The sequence below is a fragment of the Streptomyces pallidus (ex Mingjun et al. 2026) genome, from assembly GCF_051550185.1.
GTDB lineage: Bacteria > Actinomycetota > Actinomycetes > Streptomycetales > Streptomycetaceae > Streptomyces.
Map to the genome: position 1 here is coordinate 5,975,960 of NZ_CP196181.1, position 18,674 is coordinate 5,994,633.

The following is an 18,674-nucleotide window of genomic DNA, read 5'->3' on the forward strand; positions in this document are numbered from 1 at the left end:
CTGCCCATTCTCGCGGCCCAGGGGCCCGGCGTACGGGAGACACCGCCGCCGCGCGGTGCCGGAGAGCCGGTACCGCGCGGCGGCCGGGGTGGCGGCGCCGCCCCGAGCCAGGATCAGAGGTACAGGCCGGCGTCCGCGCCGTGGCCCTGCGGCGGCAGGACGGCCGCCGGGCCCGTGCCCCGGCGCAGCGCGAACAGCTCGGCCAGGGTGGCGCCCTCGCGGGAGACGCCCTCGTCGCCGCCCAGCCATTCCACGGCCTCGCGGTGCGTCAGCCTGCCGACCTCGATGCGGGCCAGGCAGCGCCCGGGCCGGACCACCGCCGGGTGCAGCCGCTCCAGGTCCTCGTTCGTGGTCACCCCGACCAGCACGTTGCGGCCCTGGCCGAGCAGCCCGTCCGTCAGGTTCAGCAGCCGCGACAGGGCCTGGCCGGCGGTGTGCCGCGCCTCGCCGCGGATCAGCTCGTCGCAGTCCTCCAGCAGGAGCAGCCGCCAGCGGCCCTTCGCCGTGCCCTCGTCCTCGCCGATCGCGATGTCCATCAGGTAGCCGACGTCGTTGAACAGCCGCTCCGGGTCCAGGACGCAGTCCACCTGGCACCAGTCCCGCCACGACCGGGCCAGGGTCCGCAGCGCCGAGGTCTTCCCCGTCCCGGGCGGCCCGTGCAGCAGCAGGAGCCGTCCGGCGATGTCGTCCGGGGTCACCTTCATCAGCCGGTCCATCGCCGAGGCCACCGGCGCGGTGTAGTTCGACCGCACCTCCGCCCAGGTCCCCGCGCTGATCTGGCGCGTCGTGCGGTACGGGCCCCGGCGCGGGGAGACGTACCAGAACCCCATCGTGACGTTCTCCGGCTGCGGTTCGGGTTCGTCCTGGGCCCCCTCGGTGGCCTCGCCGAGCACCCCCGCCGCGAGTTCGTCGCTGACCGCCGTCACCGTCACGTCCGCACCCCTGCTCCAGCGGGACACGAGCACCGTCCAGCCGGCGCCCTCCGCCAGGACGGCGCTTCGGTCGGAGTCGCGTGACGAGCGCAGCACGGTGGCCCCGGCCGGTAGCAGGGTCGCCTCGGCCTTGACCCGCTCGATGGTGACGCTGCGCGAGTACGGCTGCTCGCCGGACGCGAACCGGCCGAGGAAGAGCGCGTCCACGACGTCCGAGGGCGAATCGCTGTCGTCGACGTTGAGCCGGATCGGCAGCGCATCATGCGGGTTGGCTGACATGGCGCCCATGATCCGGCACGAACTGCCCCTGTGCACCCGTGTTTCGCCGGAACGGGTGCGTGCCGGCCTCCGCCAAACGCCGTGGCCGTGAAGATTCGGGGCACAAGTCTGCGCCAAAAATTCTTGGCATGGACACTTCCAGCCATCCCGGGCTCCTTGTACCACGGACTCAGGAGTAACCCCGACTCCTGAGTCCCCCCCACACCCCTTGAGGAGCCGCACCATGCCCTTGGGACGCCTGCCACGCCTCGCCGCCTGGACCTCCTCCCTCTTACTCGCCGCGGGCGCCGTCCTGTTCGGCGCCGGCCAGGCCGGCGCCGCCGCCGACTTCGGCTACGTCGCCCTCGGCGACTCGTACTCCTCCGGCGTCGGCGCCGGCAACTACGACAGCTCCAGCGGCGCATGCAAGCGGACCAACCGCGCCTACCCGGCCCTGTGGGCCGCCGCCAACTCCCCGCAGTCCTTCGCCTTCACCGCCTGCTCCGGCGCCCGCACGGGCGACGTCCTCTCCGGCCAGCTCGGCCCGCTGAACTCCGGCACCGACCTGGTCAGCATCACCATCGGCGGCAATGACGCCGGCTTCTCCGACGTCATGACGACCTGTGTGCTCCAGTCCGAGTCCACCTGTGTCAACCGCATCAACCAGGCCAAGGCGTACGTCGACGCCACCCTGCCCGGCCAGCTCGACCAGGTCTACGACGCCATCCGCGGCCGGGCGCCCTCCGCCCGCGTCGTCGTCCTCGGCTACCCCCGCTTCTACAAGCTGAACGGCACCTGCGTCGCCGGCCTCACCGAGGGCGAACGCTCGGCCATCAACGGCGCGGCGGACCACCTGAACGCCGCGATCAGCAAGCGCGCCACCGCCCACGGCTTCACCTTCGCCTCGGTCGCCGGCGCCTTCACCGGCCACGAGATCTGCTCCGGCGACGCGTGGCTGCACAGCGTCAACTGGCTCAACATCGTCGAGTCGTACCACCCGACCGCGGCCGGCCAGTCCGGCGGCTACCTGCCCGTCTTCCGCAGCAAGGCCTGACCCGCCTGCCCCGCGGGGCAGGCCTCAGGGCGCGGGCGCCGGGTCCGGCGACGCAGCCGGACCCGGCGACCCGCTCGCACCGGGGGAGGCGACCCCGCCCGTCGGGGCCGCCTCCTCGCACGTCACCGAGAACCCCGCCCACTCCGAGACCACCGGCACCGGCCCCCGCACCTCCAGGCGGACCGCGTCGTCGAGGGTCCCGCCCGCGCGGTACCCGAGGGCGGTGTGCTCCAACTGCCGGCTCGCCGGCCCGTCCGCGGTATATGTGACGGACTGCCAGCCGGGGCCGGCGGGCGTTCCGCTCCGCGTCACCCACCGGTACTCCAGCACCGCCGGCCGCGGCTCGACCTCGACGGCGGCGGTGAAGGCCGGTGCCCGCGAGGCGGCCGGCGGGCAGGTCCCGCGGTACTCCCCGCGCACGGCACGGACGGAGACCACGACCCGCGGCGAGGGCGCGGCCGACGGCGACACCGAGGCCGAGCCGGAGTCGGAGTCGGAGCCGGATGCGGACGCGGACGCCGACGCGGACGCGGACGCCGACGCGAATGCAGTGGACGCCGATGCGGAGGCCGGGGCCGAACCCGGGGCCGCGGAGCCCGTCTTGCCGGAGGGGCCCGCCGAGCCCGACGGGGCGCCACCGCCCGTGGCGGCCGGACCGCCGCCCGAACCGGAGGCGTCCCCGGCCGGGCGGTCCCGCAGCAGCAGCCAGCCCAGGGCCACCACCGCCAGCAGCAGCACCACGATCCCGACGGCCAGCACCGCCCCGGCCCGCCCCGGGCGCCCGGAGCCGTCCTCTGGGCCGTATCCGGAGGCGTACTCCGGGCCGTGCCCGGAGCCGGGGTCGGGCGCGGGGACGGCCGGTACGGTGGCGGCCGGCCCGGGCATCGGAAGCGGCGGTGTCGCCCCCGTCCCGGTCCCCGCCCCCGTCCCGGCCCCCGCCCCCGCCCTGGTCCCCGCTCCCGTGCCGGACCGCGGCCCGCCCGGGTCCCGTACGGTCCCGCCCGCGCCGACGACCCGCAGCATCCGGGCCGCCTCCTCCGCAGGCAGTCGCTCGTCCGGGTCCTTGCGCAGCAGTCCCTCCAGTACGGGCGCCAGCGGCCCGGCCCGGCGCGGCGGCGGCAACTCCCCGTCGACCGCGGCCTGCAGCGTGGACAGCGGGGTGTCCCGGCGGAACGGCGAGACGCCCTCGACGGCCGCGTACAGCAGTACGCCCAGCGACCACAGGTCCGAGGCGGGGCCCGGCTCGCGCCCCAACGCCCGCTCCGGGGCGAGGAACTCGGGCGAGCCCACCACCTCGCCCGTCCTCGTGATCGCCGCAGTGCCCTCCAGGCGGGCGATCCCGAAGTCGCTCAGCACCACCCTGCCGTCATTGGCCAGCAGTACGTTGGCGGGCTTGACGTCCCGGTGCAGCACCCCCACCCCGTGCGCGGCCCGCAGCGCGGCCAGGACCTGCTCCCCGAGGTGGGCGGCGCGCTGCGGGGTCAGCGGCCCGTCCGCCTCCAGCACCTCGGCCAGCGAGAGCCCGCGGACCAGCTCCATGACGATCCACGGGCGGCCCTCCTCCGTGACCACGTCGTAGATGGTGACGACCCCGCGGTGCGAGACCCGGGCCGCCGCCCAGGCCTCCCGTTCGAGCCGCCGGTACAGCCGTCCGACCTCGGCCCCGTCCAGCCCCGCCGGCGCCCGTACCTCCTTGACGGCCACCTCGCGCGCCAGGACCTCGTCCCGGGCCCGCCACACGACGCCCATGCCGCCCCGGCCCAGCAGGGCGAGCAGCCGGTACCGGCCCGCGACGGCCCGACCCGGGCGCGAGCCCGCGGGCGCGCCCGGCTCCTCCTCCGTGCTCTCCGTGTTCTCCGGGCCCTCCGTGCCACCCCGGTCGTCCGTCACGCGCGCCCCCTGTGCGTCCAATGCATCCGCGCACCCCCTGCGTCGGTGTGGCGGCGATGCGTCATCGGGTGGTCACTCCACGTTACCGCAGTGTCGGCCGCCTGACCCCTGCCGCGCGGGCGGGAATCGCCCTCCGTGACCCCCGGGCCGCCCTGGCGTTACGGAGAGTAACCGTCGACTTCGCTGAGTAATCGTCAACTCCCCGACGCATAGGGGTAATTCACACCACCGGGATACCCGCGGGCATCGCGGGGGCGATAGGGTTAACCTGCCCGGGCCGGGTGCCTTCGTACGGGTGGGGAGAGAAAGATGGAACAGATAGCAATGCGCAGCAGGCCGCCCCGCGTGCCTGCCATCACGTGCGGCGGCAGCGCGACCAGCTCGCGCCTCGACCGCCACCTCGCCGTGCTGGGCGGACCTGCCGTCCCCCACCGGGAAGTCGCCGAGGCGACCCTGCTGATGCGCGAGCTCACCGCTCGCGACCACACGCACCGGCTGCGCAGCCGGAGCGCGCGCGTCTCGCTCTTCGCGCCGCTGCGCCGCCTGCGCCGCTCGCTCTTCGGCAGCCGCCGCTCGTAGAACTGTCCCCGACCCCGAGAAGTTTCGCCCGGCCCTACGCAATCACTCCATCCCGGCGCAGCGTCGTGATCTGCGCGCCCGACATCCCCAGGGCGCGCAGCAGGGCCTCGGTGTGTTCGCCGAGCGCGGGCACCGCACCCATGTGCGGTGCCGGGCCTCCCGGCAGGCCGATGGGCGGCAGCAGGGCCCGTAGAGGGCCGACCGGTGAGTCCACCTGACGCCAGCGGTCCCGTGCCGTCAGCTGCGGGTGCTCCGCGAGCTGCGCCACCGAGTTCAGCCGGGCGCAGGCGATGCCCGCTGCTTCCAGCCGCCCGATCGCCTCGCCGGCGTCCAGCCGGGACAGCGCCCGAGCCACCACGGCATCCGTCTCCTCCCGCCCGCGGGTGCGCGCCGCGTTCGTCGCGAACGCCGGATCCTCCGCCAGCTCGGGCCGCTGGAGCACCTGTTCGGCGAGCCGGCGCCACTCCCGGTCGTTCTGCACCGACAGCAGCACCCGGTCGCCGTCCGCCGTCACGTACGCGTCGTACGGGGCGATCACCGCATGCGCCAGTCCCGTCCGGTCCGGCTGCCGCCCACCGTGCATCGTGTGGTGCAGGGGATGCCCCATCCACTCGGCGAGCGCGTCGAGCATGGACACCTCCACCCGGCCCCCGCGCCCCGTGACCCCGCGCCGCACCAGCGCCGCGAGGACCCCCGAGAAGGCGTACATGGCCGCCGCGATGTCCGCGGCCGGGACGCCGGCCTTGACGGGCTGCTCCGGGGTGCCCGTCACCGAGACCAGCCCCGCCTCGCACTGCACGAGCATGTCGTAGGCGCGCTTGTGGGCGTACGGGCCCTCGGCGCCGTACCCGGAGACGTCCACCGCGACCAGCCGCGGGTACCGCGCGCACAGCGCGGCCGAGTCCAGCCCCAGCCGGGCCGCCGCACCCTGCGCCAGGTTCTGGACGAACACGTCCGCCCCGTCGAGCAGTCCGTGCAGGACCTCCAGGCCGCGCGGGTCCTTCAGGTCCAGGGCGATCGACTCCTTGCCGCGGTTGGCCCAGACGAAGTGCGAGGCCAGGCCGTGCGCGGCCGTGTCGTAGGCGCGGGCGAAGTCGCCGCCGTCGGGGCGCTCCACCTTGATCACCCGGGCACCGAGATCGGCGAGCTGGCGGGTGGCGAAGGGCGCGGAGACGGCCTGCTCGACGGCGACGACCGTGATCCCGTCCAGCGGCAGGGGTTCGGGCGAGTGTTCCATGACGTCGATGTCTACGGGGTGGGGGCGGCTCCTGTCACCCCCACCCCGTAGAACGCCCTGCCGCGGCCCCAGCCTCTGCGTACGACGTACGTACCTAGGATGGTGGCGAGGTGATGAGCGATGACACCCAGCGGGCGCCCCGCTGACCCCGAAGTGATCTGGACCCGCCCGCAGCGCGCCGGCCGCGGACCCCGCCCCGCGCACACCCGCGAGTCGATAGCGGCCGAGGCGGTGCGGATCGCCGACGCGGAGGGGATCGACGCCGTCTCCATGCGGCGCGTGGCCGCGGGCATCGGCGCCGGGACGATGTCCCTGTACAACTACGTGCCGCGCAAGGAGGACCTGTACGAGCTGATGGTCGACGCGGTCAGCGGGGAGTACGAGTTCACCGCGCCCACCGGCGACTGGCGGGCCGACCTGTTGGCCCTGGCCCGCCAGACCCGGCAGCTGATGCACCGCCACCCCTGGCTGCCGCGGCTGCTGACCCCGGTCTACGGGTTCAGCCCGAACGCCCTGCGCTACCTGGAGCACAGCCTGGCCTGCCTGGCCCCGCTGGAGCTGTCGGGCGCCGAGAAGCTGGAGCTCGTCGCGTCGGTCAACGGCTCGGTGGCGACGTTCGTGGCCGGGGAGCTCGCCATGGCCGAGCGGGCCCGCGCGCTGCCCTGGAGCGAGGCCGAGGAGACGGCGGTGCGCACGGCCTGGCTGGGCTCGGCGCTCGGGACCGGGCGGTACCCGCTGCTCGGGGCCGCGCTGGCGGACGCCTACCCGGTGGCGGAGGCGACCGCGGACATGGGTGCGGTGTTCGACCGCTCGATGGACCGGCTGCTCGGCGGCTGGGACACCGCGTAGGGCGGCCGGCGCGGGGGACCCGGGTGATCCGAGGATCCGGCTCCGGGCTCTCGGCTCCGGGCACGGCCCCGGTCAGAGCAGTGCGAACTGCCCGCCCGGGCCCTCCTCCTGGTGGTCCAGTACGGAGGCCGGCCGCCGGGCCCACCGCGGCGGCGGCAGCACCCCCGCCGCCACCAGGTCGGTGCGGGACAGCGGCGGCCCCGGTGCGAACGCCTCCCGCTCCGGGCGCAGATCGGCCAGCAGTGCCAGCGTGGTCACCAGGGCCAGCAGCTCCGAGGTCCAGGCCTGCGGCCACTCTGCCGGCCCGAGCGCATCCAGCCCCTCGGCTGCGCGGTCCCGGTGGGCGCAGCGGGCGGCGAACCAGGCCTGCAGCACCCGCGTGCCCGCTGCCGTACCGCCGGCCCCGGCGGGCGTGCCCGGCAGCTCGTACTCCCAGGCGGCCCGCGGCACCGGGGACACGGTCCCGGAGCCGAGGGCCAGCGTCCCGGTCTCCGGGTCCCAGCCGAGCCCGTCGGGCCAGCCCCGGATCGCCGAGCGCACGTACGGCCTGCGTCCGCCCGGCAGCCGGGGCGGCTCACCGCCACCCACCCCGCGCACCTGCACCGCGAGCAGCCGCCGGCCGAGGTCCAGCCCGGCGCGCCAGCGCTCCGGGTCGGCGGCGAGCGGCACCTCGTGGCCGCGCGGGCCCGGCCGGCCCGCCGCGAGGACCCAGCACAGCACGTCCTGCGGGGTGACCGGGCCGCCGTAGCGCTCGCCCAGCAGTTCCGGCAGGCCGGGCGCCAGGTTCGGCTCGGCGCCGCCGGGGCGGCGGTGCAGCGGGCGGACGCCGGCCGGCCGGACCGTCGGGAGGTGCCGGGTGACCAGCGGGCCTTCCGGGCCGGTGGCGGGTGCCTCGACGAGGAAGAGCTGGTGCTCGTCCAGGACCCGCCACAGCTGCGGCCGCGAGGCGTCGATGAGCCGCTGGTCGGGCAGGAGCCACTGCTCGTCGAAGGGGGCGTACAGCACCCGCACCGGATCGGGGCAGGGGCCGGGCGCATCGGCGAAGCCGGCCGTGGAGGCGGAGCGCTGGCCGGGCAGGGCGGCCGCCCCGAGGGCGGGCGAGCGCAGCCGGGTCGGGCGGAACAGCCGCTCCCGCTCGGCTCCTTCGGCCCCGGCCAGGACCGCCCAGCGGGTCCGCAGGGCATCCGGGTCGGGGGCCGCGACCCAGGTGCGGCCGAGGCGCGGGCCGCTCACGGCCCAGGGCATCAGATCGTCCAGCAGCGGTACGTCTTCGCTCACCCGGCAGATGGTAGCGAGGCGCTGCAGGGGCCGGGCGGCCCGCAGAGCTGTGCGCAGACCGAAGCGTTACGCTCCTTATGTACGGGATGTGCATGTACGGGATCTGTGGAACGTCCGAAACATGCGGAGCGTACGAAACTGCGGATGCGGGGAGTGGCCATGAGCCAGTACGACGAATACTCGACTCCGTCGCAGGCCGAGGGCGAGCGCCTCGACGAGGACATGGACGAGAAGGAGCGCGCGGCCCACCACCACCCGGACACGATGCGCACCACCCCGTCCCAGGCGGAGGGCGAGCGCAGCGCGGACGACGACAGGAAGTAGCGCCCCGGCTCCGGCGCGCGCGGCACCGGGTCGGGTCAGGCCAGGCCGGGTAGGGCCCGCTCGGCCCGGATCGGGCCCGCTCGGGCCGGGCTGGACCGTTGGCCCCGGCCCCCGCTTGCTGCGCGGCCGCCCGCTCGCTGGCCCTCCACCCGGCGGGCGTCGCCTCAGTGGGCCTCGACGGTCACCGTGAACGAGAAGCGGTCCCCCCGGTACCGGATCCGCGCCACGTCCACGACCCTGCCGTCCTCGTCGTAGGTCACGCCCGTGTAGTGCAGGATCGGGCTCAGCAGCGGCACGTCGAGCAGCTCGGCCGTCTCCGGGTCGGCGAGCCGCGCCTCCACCGTGTCCGTGATCCGGCTGATCCGCACCCCGACGACATCGCGCAGCACCTTCGTCATCGGCCAGCGCGCCAGGTCCGCCACGTCCACCAGGTCCGCGATCTCGGCGCGGACGGCGTTCTCCGCCCAGTTCGTCGGTTCGCCGCTCTCGCCGTCGTGCCGCAGCCGCCGGTACGTGACCACCTCCGCCGTGTCCGGGAAGTGCTCCAGCAACTCCCCGGACACCGGGGTCCGCTCACGGCCGAGGACCGTCGTGCGGTCGCCCGACTGCTGCGCCACGATCGTGTCGACCGAGCCCAGCAGCCGCACCGGGGCCCCGCGCCGCGCGCCCGGTTCGATGAAGGTGCCGCGCCGCCGGTGCCGGCTGATCAGCCCCTCGCCCTCCAACTCCTTCAGTGCCTGGCGCATCGTCAGCACGCTCACCCCGTAGTGCTCGGCGAGCTGCTCCTCGGTGGGCAGGCGCAGCGAGGCGTCCGGGGTGCGGCCCAGTATGGAGGCGCGCAGCGACTGTGACACCTGGTACCAGAGCGGCAGCTTCCGGTTGAGTACCAGAGAATCGGGAGCGAAGGCGGTCACGGTCGTTCTCCGTACGGACGGGGTGTCGGGTGTCGGCCCCTCCCGTTCCGAGGCGGCGGGCCGGGGGAGGGAGGGGCCGGGGGCATCTTAGGCGCGGAAGTGGCGCTCCAGCCCCTGCCATACGTCGTCGTACGCGGGCTGGAGGTGCCCGGCGCCGGCCGCCTGGGCGGTGACGGCGATCGGCCAGCGGGTCTCGAACATGAAGGCCAGACCGTCGTCGATCTTCTGCGGCTTCAGCTCGGCGGCGCTGGCCTTGTCGAAGGTGTCCCGGTCCGGGCCGTGCGCCGACATCATGTTGTGCAGGGAGCCGCCGCCGGGGACGAAGCCCTCCGCCTTGGCGTCGTAGGCACCCTCGATCAGGCCCATGTACTCGCTCATCACGTTGCGGTGGAAGTACGGCGGACGGAAGGTGTCCTCGCCGACCAGCCAGCGCGGCGCGAAGACCACGAAGTCCACGCCCGCCAGCCCGGGCGTGTCGGAGGGCGAGGTCAGCACCGTGAAGATCGACGGGTCCGGGTGGTCGTAGCTGATGGAGCCCAGGACGTTGAAGCGGCGCATGTCGTAGACGTACGGGGTGTGCGTGCCGTACCAGGCGACCACGTCCAGCGGCGAGTGGTCGTACGTCGCGGACCACAGGTTGCCGCAGAACTTGTTCACCACCTCGGTCGGGCGGTCCTCGTCCTCGTACGCCGCCACCGGCGCCCGGAAGTCCCGGGCGGCAGCGAGGCCGTTGGCGCCGATCGGGCCCAGGTCCGGCAGCTCGAAGGGGCGCCCGTAGTTCTCGCAGACGTACCCGCGGGCGGTGTCGTCGAGCAGCTCGACGCGGAAACGGACGCCGCGCGGGATCAGCGCCACCTCGCCCGGCTTCGCGGCGAGCAGGCCGAGCTCGGTGCGCAGCAGCAGGCCGCCGCGCTCCGGGACGATCAGCAGCTCGCCGTCGGAGTCGCTGAAGACCCGGTCCGTCATGTCGGTGTTGGCGGAGTAGAGGTGGATCGCCATGCCGGAGCGCTGTGTGGCGTCGCCGTTGCCGCCGAGCGTCCACAGGCCGGAGAGGAAGTCGGTGCCCGGGGCCGGGTCGGGCGTCGGGTTCCAGCGCAGGCGGTTGGGGTCGGCAGGGGACTCGGTGAAGGGGGCGGAGCGCAGGGCGCCGTTGTCGATGCGGGTGAACGGCGGGTGCGCGGCCGAGGGGCGGATCCGGTACAGCCACGAGCGGCGGTTGTGCTTGCGCGGCTCGGTGAAGGCGCTGCCGCTGAGCTGCTCCGCGTACAGGCCGAGGGGGGCGCGCTGGGGCGAGTTGCGGCCTGCGGGGAGGGCGCCCGGGACGGCCTCCGAGCTGTGCTCGTTGCCGAAACCGGTGAGGTACTCCAGGGCCTCGGCCGTCTTCCTGGCCTGCTCGCTCATGGCTCTTCCACTCTGTCGAAGGAATCCTATGCCTGACAGTAGGATTCCGTCCCCGTCGCGTCAATGGCGCTCGGCGGCGGGCCGCGTGCGGATTGGGCGTGCCGCGGGGGCTCACAAAACATGAACATTGCTCTACTCTCGCGCGCATGTCGTGGACCCCGTGGACCCGCAGGTCCCCTGCCGTGCCGGCGGCCCCCCTCACCGCCCCTTTCGCCGCCCCCCTTGCCGTCCCGCTCTCCGTCCCGCTCTCCGCCACCCTCAAGGCTCGTTCCAGCGCCCTGCTCACCGCCGCCCTCGCCCTGCTCCTCGCCTTCCTGGCGCTCCTCGCGGCCGCACCCGCCGCCCGCGCGCACGAAGAGCGCCCCGTGACCCTCCCCGACGGCTCGGGATCCGTGCCGCAGTACCGCGCGACCGAGCCCGACCTGCTCGTCTGCAAGACCGACCGGCCCGCCTTCGAACGCCGGATCGCCGCGTTCCCCGAAACCCTGCGGCAGCGCAACCTGGCCCTGTACGAGCGGTGCGAGAAGAGCGGCTACCGGCACCTCCAGGAAGCCGTCGACGCCGTGGACCGCCCCGGCGTGAACATCGCGATCCTCCCCGGCCTGTACGAGGAGGAGCCGTCACTGCCGCAGCCGACGGGGGAGTGCGCCGCCCTGAAGGCCCCCTCCTCCGCGCTCGGCTACCAGATCCTGTCCTACGAGCAGCAGGCGCGCTGTCCGCACAACCAGAACCTCGTCGCCGTCCTCGGCAAGAAGGACCTGCAGATCGAGGGCACCGGCGCGACCCGTCTCGACGTGGTCGTCGACGCGAAGTACCAGAAGCTGAACGCCATCCGCGCCGACAGGTCCGACGGCGTCTACTTCCGCAACTTCACCGCCCAGCGCACCACCTTCAACTCCCTGTACGTCCTCGCCGCCGACGGGTTCGTCATCGACGACGTACTGACCCGCTGGAACGACGAGTACGGCTTCCTGACCTTCGCCAGCGACCACGGCCTGTACAGGAACTGCGAGTCGTACGGGAACGGCGACTCCGGCATCTACCCGGGCAGCGCCTCCGACATCAACGACGGCCGCGGCTACGACGTCCCCCGCTACTCGATCGAGATCACCGGCTGCCGCAGCCACCACAACATGGTCGGCTACTCCGGCACCGCCGGGGACTCGGTGTGGGTGCACGACAACGAGTTCGACCAGAACATGGGCGGCGCCTCGATGGACAGCGCCTTCCCCGGACACCCCGGACTCCCGCAGAACCACGCCAAGTTCGAGCGGAACCTGATCCACGACAACAACCAGGACTACTACCGGTACGTCGCCGACGGCACCTGCGCCAAGCCGCCCGTCGAACGCGGCTACGAGCAGGGCGTGGTCTGCCCGCAGATCTCCATGCCGCCGGGCACCGGCATCATCACCGCGGGCGGCAACTGGAACGTCTACGAGCAGAACTGGGTGTACGGCCACCGCCGCGCGGGCTTCTTCCTGTCGGCCGTGCCCGCGTTCATCCGGGGCGAGGGCGAGTGGTCCAAGCAGACCGACACCTCGCACCACAACCGGTACGCCGGAAACGTCCTCGGCAAGGACAAGTCCGGCGCCGTCCACCCCAACGGCATGGACGTGTGGTGGGACGGCCAGGGCCGCGGCAACTGCTGGCAGCCCGGCCCGGACGGCTCCAGCCCGGGCACGCTCCCGCGGTGCGGGGAGCGCCGGGGTGCCGTGTCCGGCGGATCGGCCCGTCTGGTCGGCGAGCCGGTGAAACTCGCCCAGCTGCTCGTCTGCGCCGACTACAACGTGCAGGCCCGCAGGCTCCCGGCCGGCTGCGACTGGTACGGGGCGCGCGGCCCGGCCCGGGTGGAGACCCAGATCGCGCTGGCCACGGCGGCCGTGCTGCTGCTGGTCGGCGGAGTGCTGTGGTGGCGCCGCCTGCGGCACTCCCGCCTGGGCACGGCCGCGTCCCTGCTCGGCCTGGCCGGGCTGGCCCTGGACGTGGCCGGCTCCACACTGCCGCTCACCCCCACCGCCGTCCCGGCCCTGGCCCTGCTCCTGCTGGGCCTGTGGTGGGCGGGCGCCGGCCTCGCCCTGCACGCCGACCGCCCCTGGCTGGCCCGGCTCACCCTGCTCCTGGCGGCGCTCACCCTGCTCGACGCCTTCGACAAGGCCGTCCTGATGATCCCCTGGATCCCGATCGGCCCCGCCTGGGCCCGCGCCGTCGTGGCCGTCGTCTGGACCCTCTGGGCCGCTGCCGCCTCCGCCCCCCGCCCCCGCCCCGTACCCGTCCCCGCCTGACCCCACCGGCGGCCCCCGCGGTGCGCCGACCACGAGAACCCGCAGCCCGCGGGGAGCCGAGCCCAAGAGGACCCGCAGCCCGCGGGGAGCCGCAGCCCGCTGGGGAGTGCCGTCCCGCGGGGCACCACGGCCCCAACGGGGAGCCGCCACCCGCCGTCCCGCCCGACGGCCCCGACCCCTGGAGACCGCAGTGACCGCCCACCCCGCAGCCCCCGCCGGGCCCCCCGACAACACCCGTCCCCCCACGCCCGACGGCCCGCTCCCCGGCACCGAGCCGCCCCCCTGCCGGCCCGGCGGCGGGGCCGGCCCGCGCCGGGGGGCGGCGTTGCGCGCCGGCGGGGCGTGGCGGCGGGCCGTGGCGGTGCTTGCCGTCGGGGTGGTGCTCGGCGGCGCCGTGGCGGGGTGCGGCGGCCGGGCCACGACCCACCACAAGCCCGGCACCAGCCACGAGCAGGCCACCGGCAGCACGGGAACGCTCCTCGACGCCGTCGACGGCACCGGCCACCGCCTGCGCGAGGTCCCCGCCGCGCGGGCGCCCGAGGTGCGGGTCACCGTCCACCCCGACTCCGAGGACGGCTGGAACCTCCAACTGGCGGTGGAGAACTTCCGCTTCACCCCCGAGAGCGCCGGCGGCGCCGCCCTCCCGGGCGCCGGCCACGCCCACCTGGAGCTCGACGGCCGCAAGCTGGCCCGCCTCTACGGTCCCTGGTACCACCTGCCCGCGGCGCAGGTGCCCGAGGGCCCGCACACCCTGACCGTCCGCCTCTACGCGGACGACCACACCGCCTGGGCGGTCTCCGGGAAACCGGTCGAGGGCACCGCACAGCTCTCCGCCGCCGCCCCGGGTGCGTCAGGCGGCCACAGCCATGCGGCACCCCCGCCGGGGTCCCCGCCCGCACCCGCCCCCGCGCAGGCGGACCGTACGGTCACCATCACCGTCCGGGACGGCAGGGTCGTCCCCGCCCCCGGCCGCACCGAGCTCAAGCGCGGCGAGAGCGTCGCCCTGCGCGTCACCAGTGACCGCGCGGACACCCTGCACGTCCACGGCTACGACAAGGAACTCGCCCTGCCGGCAGGCCAGGAGGCCACCCTGGTGCTGACGGCCGACCGCACGGGCCTGTTCGAGGTCGAGACCCACGAGTCCCGCCTCGTGCTGACCCAGCTCCTCGTCCGATGACCCCGTTCCCGCCCCCGTACGCGCAGTCCGCCGGCGGGGCCGCGGGCGAACCCGGAGGCGGGCCCGGCGGCCGGGGCGTGGTCCTGGACCCGGCCGCCGGGGACCCGCTCACCGTGCTCGCGCACGGCATCGGCTCCCAGCACGATCTCCCGATCTCTCCCTTCTACGCGTTCGCCGGTGCCTTCACCGCACTCTTCGTCTCCTTCCTCGCCCTCGGTCTCCTGTGGTCGTCCTCCCGCTTCCGTGGTGACCGGTCCGGCCTCGCCCTGCCGGCCGGCCTCCAGCGGGTCGCCGACGCGCCCACGACCCGCGGCGGCCTCCGCGCCCTCGGCCTCGCCGCCTACCTGGCCCTGCTCGCCTCCCTCCTCCTCGCTCCCGACGACCCCGACCGCAATCCCGGCCCCGGCGCCGTCTACGTCCTCTTCTGGGTCGGCCTCATACCCGCCTCCCTCCTCCTCGGCCCCGTCTGGCGCCTCCTCAACCCGCTACGCACCCTGCACCGCCTCCTGCACAGCCCGCTGCGCCGCCTGCGGCCGGCCCCGCACCGGCCCGCCCCCCTTCCCGCCCGGCTCGGCCAGTGGCCCGCCGCCGCCGGACTGTTCGGCTTCACCTGGCTCGAACTCGCCGCACCCGATCCCGCATCCACCACCACCCTCCTGATCGCTCTCGCCGCCTACACCAGCGCCCACCTGGCGCTCGCCGCCCGCTTCGGCGAGCGCTGGTTCGACGACGGGGACGCCTTCGAGGCGTACTCCGCCCTCCTGGCCCGGCTCTCCCCCCTCGGCCGCCGCAGCGACGGCCGTCTCGTGCTCCGCAACCCCTTCCACGGACTCGACGCGACGCCCGAGCGGCCCGGACTCGTCGCCACCGTCTGCGTGCTGCTCGGCTCCACCGCCTACGACGGCTTCAGCGACCACCCCGCATGGATCGACACCCTCCAGACCTCCCCCCTGGGCCGCACCCCCACGGCCACCCTCGGACTGCTCGCTTCCATCGCCCTCGTCGCCACCCTCTACTGCCTGTGCGCGGCGGCCACCCGCCTGGTCAGCGGCCCGCACCCCGGACCCCTCACCGCCTTCGCGCACTCACTCGTGCCGATCGCGCTCGGCTATCTCACCGCCCACTACTTCTCCCTTCTCGTAACCGAAGGACCACGCACGGTAAGCATGGCACTCGGCACTGACAACGGCCCGGATCCCTTGCCCCCCTTGGGATCCGCCGCCCTCGCCGCCCTCCAGGTCGTCGCCGTCGTCACCGGCCACGTCCTCGGTGTCGTCGCCGCGCACGACCGCGCCGTACGCCTCTTCCCGCCGCACCGGGCCGTGACCGGACAGCTCCCCATGCTCGCGCTGATGGTCACGTACACCCTGGGCGGCATCGGACTCCTGCTGAACTGATGCAGCACCGGACACCGCGCCCGGAACGACGGCTGAAACCGCGTGCCCGAGCGGCATGATGGACCCCGTGCCGCCCACCCACCCCTTGCGCCGTACGCCGGTCCAGCAGCGCAGCGCCGAACGGCTCGCCCGGATCCTCGACGCCTGCGCCGACCTCCTGGACGAGACCGGCTACGAGAACCTCAGCACCCGGACCGTGGCCCTGCGCGCCGGCGTGCCGATCGGCTCGGTCTACCGCTTCTTCGGCAACAAGCGGGCCATGGCCATCGCCCTCGCCCACCGCAACCTCGACCGCTACACCGAGGCCATCGCGGAGCGCCTCGCCGACCTCCCGGCCGAGGACTGGCGGCCGGTCGTCGACGCCGTACTGGACGAGTACCTGGCCATGAAGCGCAGCGTCCCCGGTTTCGCGCTCGTCGACTTCGGGGTGCCCGTCCCGCCCGAGGAGGGCCCCGCCGCCGACCCCAACCGGCTGGTCGCCGTGCGCCTCACCGAACTCCTCGGAGCGCACCTGGGCCTGAGCCCCGACCCGGACCTGGAGCGGGCCGTCCTCGTCGCCGTCGAGGCAACCGACGCGCTGACCAAGCTGGCCTTCCGCACCGACCCGGCGGGCGATCCGGCGATCGTGACGGAAATCCGCGCCATGATGCACGCCTACCTGGCCCGCGCCCTCGACTGACCGCCCGGCGTGACGTCCTCCCGCGCGCACCTCCCCAGCGTGCCAACCGGTCGGTATGCTCTCCGTCCACGTGCTCGTGCCGCAGCCTGACGCCCCTGGAGGGCCCATGCCCCGCACCGCCCTGCGCATCTGCCCCCTCTGCGAGGCCACCTGCGGCCTGTCCCTCACCATCGACGGCAGCACCGTCACCGGCGTCCGCGGGGACCGCGACGACGTCTTCAGCCGCGGCTTCATCTGCCCCAAGGGAGCGGCCTTCGGCGCGCTCGACTCCGATCCCGACCGACTGCGTACCCCCCTCGTCCGCCGCGGCGGACGGCTCCGCGAGGCCGGCTGGAACGAGGCCTTCGAGGCCGTCGCCACCGCTCTCCCGGCCCTCGTGCAGGAGCACGGCGCCCAGTCCGTGGGCGTCGTCCTCGGCAACCCGAACGTCCACACCATGGCCGGCGCCCTCTATCCGCCCCTCCTCCTCAAGTCCCTCGGCACGCGCAACCTCTTCACCGCCAGCACCCTCGACCAGATGCCCAAGCACGTCTCCAGCGGACTCCTCTTCGGCGACCCGTTCGCCATCCCGGTCCCGGACCTCGACCGCACCGACTTCCTGCTCCTGATCGGCGCCAACCCCGTCGAGTCCAACGGCTCCCTGTGCACCGCCCCCGACTTCCCGGGCCGGCTCAAGGCGCTGCGCGCCCGCGGCGGCACCCTCGTCGTCGTCGACCCGCGCCGCACCCGCACCGCCCGCCTCGCCGACCGCCACCTCGCCCCCCGCCCCGGCAGCGACGCCCTGCTGCTGGCGGCCCTGGCGCACACGCTGCTCGCCGAGCGTCTCGCCGCCCCCGGCGCCCTCGGGGAACACCTCCTCGGCCTCGGGGAACTCGGCGACGCCCTCGCGAGTTTCACTCCTGAGGCCGTCGCCCCCGCCTGCGACCTCACGGCCACCGAGATCCGCGTCCTCGCCCGCGATCTGGCGGCCGCGCCCACCGCCGCCGTGTACGGGCGGATGGGCAGCTGCACCGTCGCGTACGGCACCCTCGCCAGCTGGCTCGTCGACGTACTCAACATCCTGACCGGCAACCTGGACCGGCCGGGCGGGGCCCTCTTCCCGCTCCCGGCCGCCGGCCCGCGGCCGCGCCCCGCGGGACCCGGCAAGGGCTTCGCCGTGGGCCGCTGGCACAGCCGGGTCAGCGGCCACCCCGAGGCCAAGTCCGAACTGCCCGTCGCCGCCCTGGCCGAGGAGATCGAGACGCCGGGCGAGGGCAGGATCCGGGCCCTGGTCGCCATCGCCGCGAACCCGGTGCTGTCCGCCCCCGACGGACGGCGCCTCGACGCGGCCCTGGCCGGTCTCGACTTCATGGTCAGCGTCGACCCGTACCTGAACGAGACCTCCCGCCACGCCCACGTCGTGCTGCCGCCCCCGCCGCCCTCCCAGAGCGCGCACCACGACTTCGCCTTCAACGGCTTCGCCATCCGCAACCAGGCCCGCTACACCCGCCCCGCCGTCCCGCTGGAGGCGGGACTGCTCGACGAGTGCGAGATCCACGCCCGCCTCGTCCTCGCCGTCGCGGGACTGCACGGCGCCGCCGTCCCAGACGCCGCAGCCGCGGTCGACGAGCCGGTCGTCCTGGCCACGCTCGCCAAGGAGACCGCCGACCCGCACTCACCGCTCCACGGCCAGGACCCGGCGCACCTCGCCGGGCTGCTCGCCGGGGAGAGCGGCCCGGAGCGCCGGCTCGACCTGATGCTCCGACTCGGACCGTACGGCGACCTCTTCGGCGCCCGGGGAGAGGGCACGACCCCGGCCGCCCGGGGCGAGGCGCCGGGCGCACGGCAACCGGACGGCGAGCGGCCCGGCCCGGACGGGCTGGGCCTGGAGCGACTGCTCGCGCACCCGCACGGCATCGACCTGGGCCCGCTGCGGCCCCGGCTCCCGGGCGTACTGAGGACGCGCAGCGGCAGGATCGAGCTGCTCCCCGCCCCGATCGCGGCCGAGCTGCCCCGGCTGCACGCGGCGCTCGCCGAACGCCCCGCCGCCCTGGTGCTCGTCGGCCGCCGCCACCTGCGGTCGAACAACAGCTGGTTGCACAACGTCCCGGCCCTCACCGGAGGTTCCAACCGCTGCACCCTCCAGGTGAACCCCCTGGACGCCGCCCGGATCGGGCTCACCGAGGGCGGCCGCGCCCGGATCACCGGCGGCGGCGGCAGCCTGGAGGTCCCGGTCGAGGTGACCGACACCGTTCGCACCGGCGTGGTGAGCCTCCCGCACGGCTGGGGCCACGACCGCGACGGCGCCCGCCTGTCGGTGGCCGCCGCCGCGCCCGGCGCCAACGTCAACCAGCTCCTCGACGGCACCCTGCTCGACCCGCTGTCCGGCACGGCCGTCCTCAACGGGTTCCCCGTCGAACTCACACCCCTGCCCTGAGCTG

At 74.8% G+C, this 18,674-nt stretch carries 15 protein-coding genes; 9 read left to right on the plus strand and 6 right to left on the minus strand.

Annotated features, from left to right (window positions below; all coding sequences use genetic code 11):
- Nucleotides 1-113 precede the first annotated feature (113 nt).
- On the minus strand, nt 114-1,211 hold the full coding sequence (locus ACSHWO_RS26460; protein WP_361097900.1) for a DUF5925 domain-containing protein: 1,098 nt from the start codon (nt 1,209-1,211) through the stop codon (nt 114-116).
- 223 nt (nt 1,212-1,434) lie between these two features.
- Here ACSHWO_RS26460 and ACSHWO_RS26465 point away from each other — a divergent pair, with 223 nt between their 5' ends.
- Nucleotides 1,435-2,244: an SGNH/GDSL hydrolase family protein gene (locus tag ACSHWO_RS26465; RefSeq protein ID WP_438315566.1), complete on the plus strand. Its 810-nt coding sequence runs from the start codon at nt 1,435-1,437 to the stop codon at nt 2,242-2,244.
- 24 nt (nt 2,245-2,268) lie between these two features.
- On the opposite strand, the gene ACSHWO_RS26470 is transcribed toward ACSHWO_RS26465, so the two are convergent.
- Nucleotides 2,269-3,993: a serine/threonine-protein kinase gene (locus ACSHWO_RS26470; protein WP_438319279.1), complete on the minus strand. Its 1,725-nt coding sequence runs from the start codon at nt 3,991-3,993 to the stop codon at nt 2,269-2,271.
- 450 nt (nt 3,994-4,443) lie between these two features.
- On the opposite strand from ACSHWO_RS26470, the gene ACSHWO_RS26475 reads away from it, so the two are divergent.
- On the plus strand, nt 4,444-4,713 hold the full coding sequence (locus tag ACSHWO_RS26475) for a hypothetical protein (protein ID WP_361097895.1): 270 nt from the start codon (nt 4,444-4,446) through the stop codon (nt 4,711-4,713).
- 34 nt (nt 4,714-4,747) lie between these two features.
- Here ACSHWO_RS26475 and ACSHWO_RS26480 read toward each other — a convergent pair whose 3' ends face one another.
- Complete coding sequence (locus ACSHWO_RS26480) at nt 4,748-5,950, minus strand: CaiB/BaiF CoA transferase family protein (RefSeq protein ID WP_438315569.1); 1,203 nt, start codon at nt 5,948-5,950, stop codon at nt 4,748-4,750.
- 120 nt (nt 5,951-6,070) lie between these two features.
- Here ACSHWO_RS26480 and ACSHWO_RS26485 point away from each other — a divergent pair, with 120 nt between their 5' ends.
- On the plus strand, nt 6,071-6,799 hold the full coding sequence (locus ACSHWO_RS26485; protein WP_438315572.1) for a TetR/AcrR family transcriptional regulator C-terminal domain-containing protein: 729 nt from the start codon (nt 6,071-6,073) through the stop codon (nt 6,797-6,799).
- Between the two features lie 72 nt (nt 6,800-6,871).
- On the opposite strand, the gene ACSHWO_RS26490 is transcribed toward ACSHWO_RS26485, so the two are convergent.
- Entirely contained in the window at nt 6,872-8,077 is a 1,206-nt protein-coding gene (locus tag ACSHWO_RS26490) for a type ISP restriction/modification enzyme (RefSeq protein ID WP_438315575.1), read from the minus strand.
- A 159-nt stretch (nt 8,078-8,236) separates the two neighbouring features.
- Between ACSHWO_RS26490 and ACSHWO_RS26495 the strand changes: the two genes are divergently transcribed.
- Complete coding sequence (locus ACSHWO_RS26495; protein ID WP_361097883.1) at nt 8,237-8,401, plus strand: hypothetical protein; 165 nt, start codon at nt 8,237-8,239, stop codon at nt 8,399-8,401.
- Nucleotides 8,402-8,565: 164 nt separating this feature from the next.
- Here ACSHWO_RS26495 and ACSHWO_RS26500 read toward each other — a convergent pair whose 3' ends face one another.
- On the minus strand, nt 8,566-9,315 hold the full coding sequence (locus ACSHWO_RS26500; RefSeq protein ID WP_361097880.1) for a GntR family transcriptional regulator: 750 nt from the start codon (nt 9,313-9,315) through the stop codon (nt 8,566-8,568).
- A gap of 87 nt (nt 9,316-9,402) precedes the next feature.
- A complete protein-coding gene (gene hmgA, locus ACSHWO_RS26505) occupies nt 9,403-10,716 on the minus strand; it encodes a homogentisate 1,2-dioxygenase (protein WP_361097877.1) in 1,314 nt (437 codons plus the stop codon).
- Nucleotides 10,717-10,862: 146 nt separating this feature from the next.
- Between hmgA and ACSHWO_RS26510 the strand changes: the two genes are divergently transcribed.
- The 5 genes from ACSHWO_RS26510 (at nt 10,863) to ACSHWO_RS26530 (ending at nt 18,670) form a co-directional block, all read left to right on the plus strand.
- Complete coding sequence (locus tag ACSHWO_RS26510; protein WP_438315580.1) at nt 10,863-13,001, plus strand: right-handed parallel beta-helix repeat-containing protein; 2,139 nt, start codon at nt 10,863-10,865, stop codon at nt 12,999-13,001.
- A 325-nt stretch (nt 13,002-13,326) separates the two neighbouring features.
- Nucleotides 13,327-14,178, plus strand: a complete 852-nt coding sequence (locus tag ACSHWO_RS26515) for a hypothetical protein (protein WP_438319280.1) — start codon at nt 13,327-13,329, stop codon at nt 14,176-14,178.
- Complete coding sequence (locus ACSHWO_RS26520) at nt 14,175-15,575, plus strand: hypothetical protein (RefSeq protein ID WP_438315583.1); 1,401 nt, start codon at nt 14,175-14,177, stop codon at nt 15,573-15,575. Before ACSHWO_RS26515 ends, ACSHWO_RS26520 begins: the two co-directional genes overlap by 4 nt.
- Nucleotides 15,576-15,633: 58 nt before the next feature.
- On the plus strand, nt 15,634-16,254 hold the full coding sequence (locus ACSHWO_RS26525; RefSeq protein WP_385837307.1) for a TetR/AcrR family transcriptional regulator: 621 nt from the start codon (nt 15,634-15,636) through the stop codon (nt 16,252-16,254).
- Between the two features lie 106 nt (nt 16,255-16,360).
- Complete coding sequence (locus tag ACSHWO_RS26530; RefSeq protein WP_438315586.1) at nt 16,361-18,670, plus strand: molybdopterin-dependent oxidoreductase; 2,310 nt, start codon at nt 16,361-16,363, stop codon at nt 18,668-18,670.
- Nucleotides 18,671-18,674: the final 4 nt, after the last annotated feature.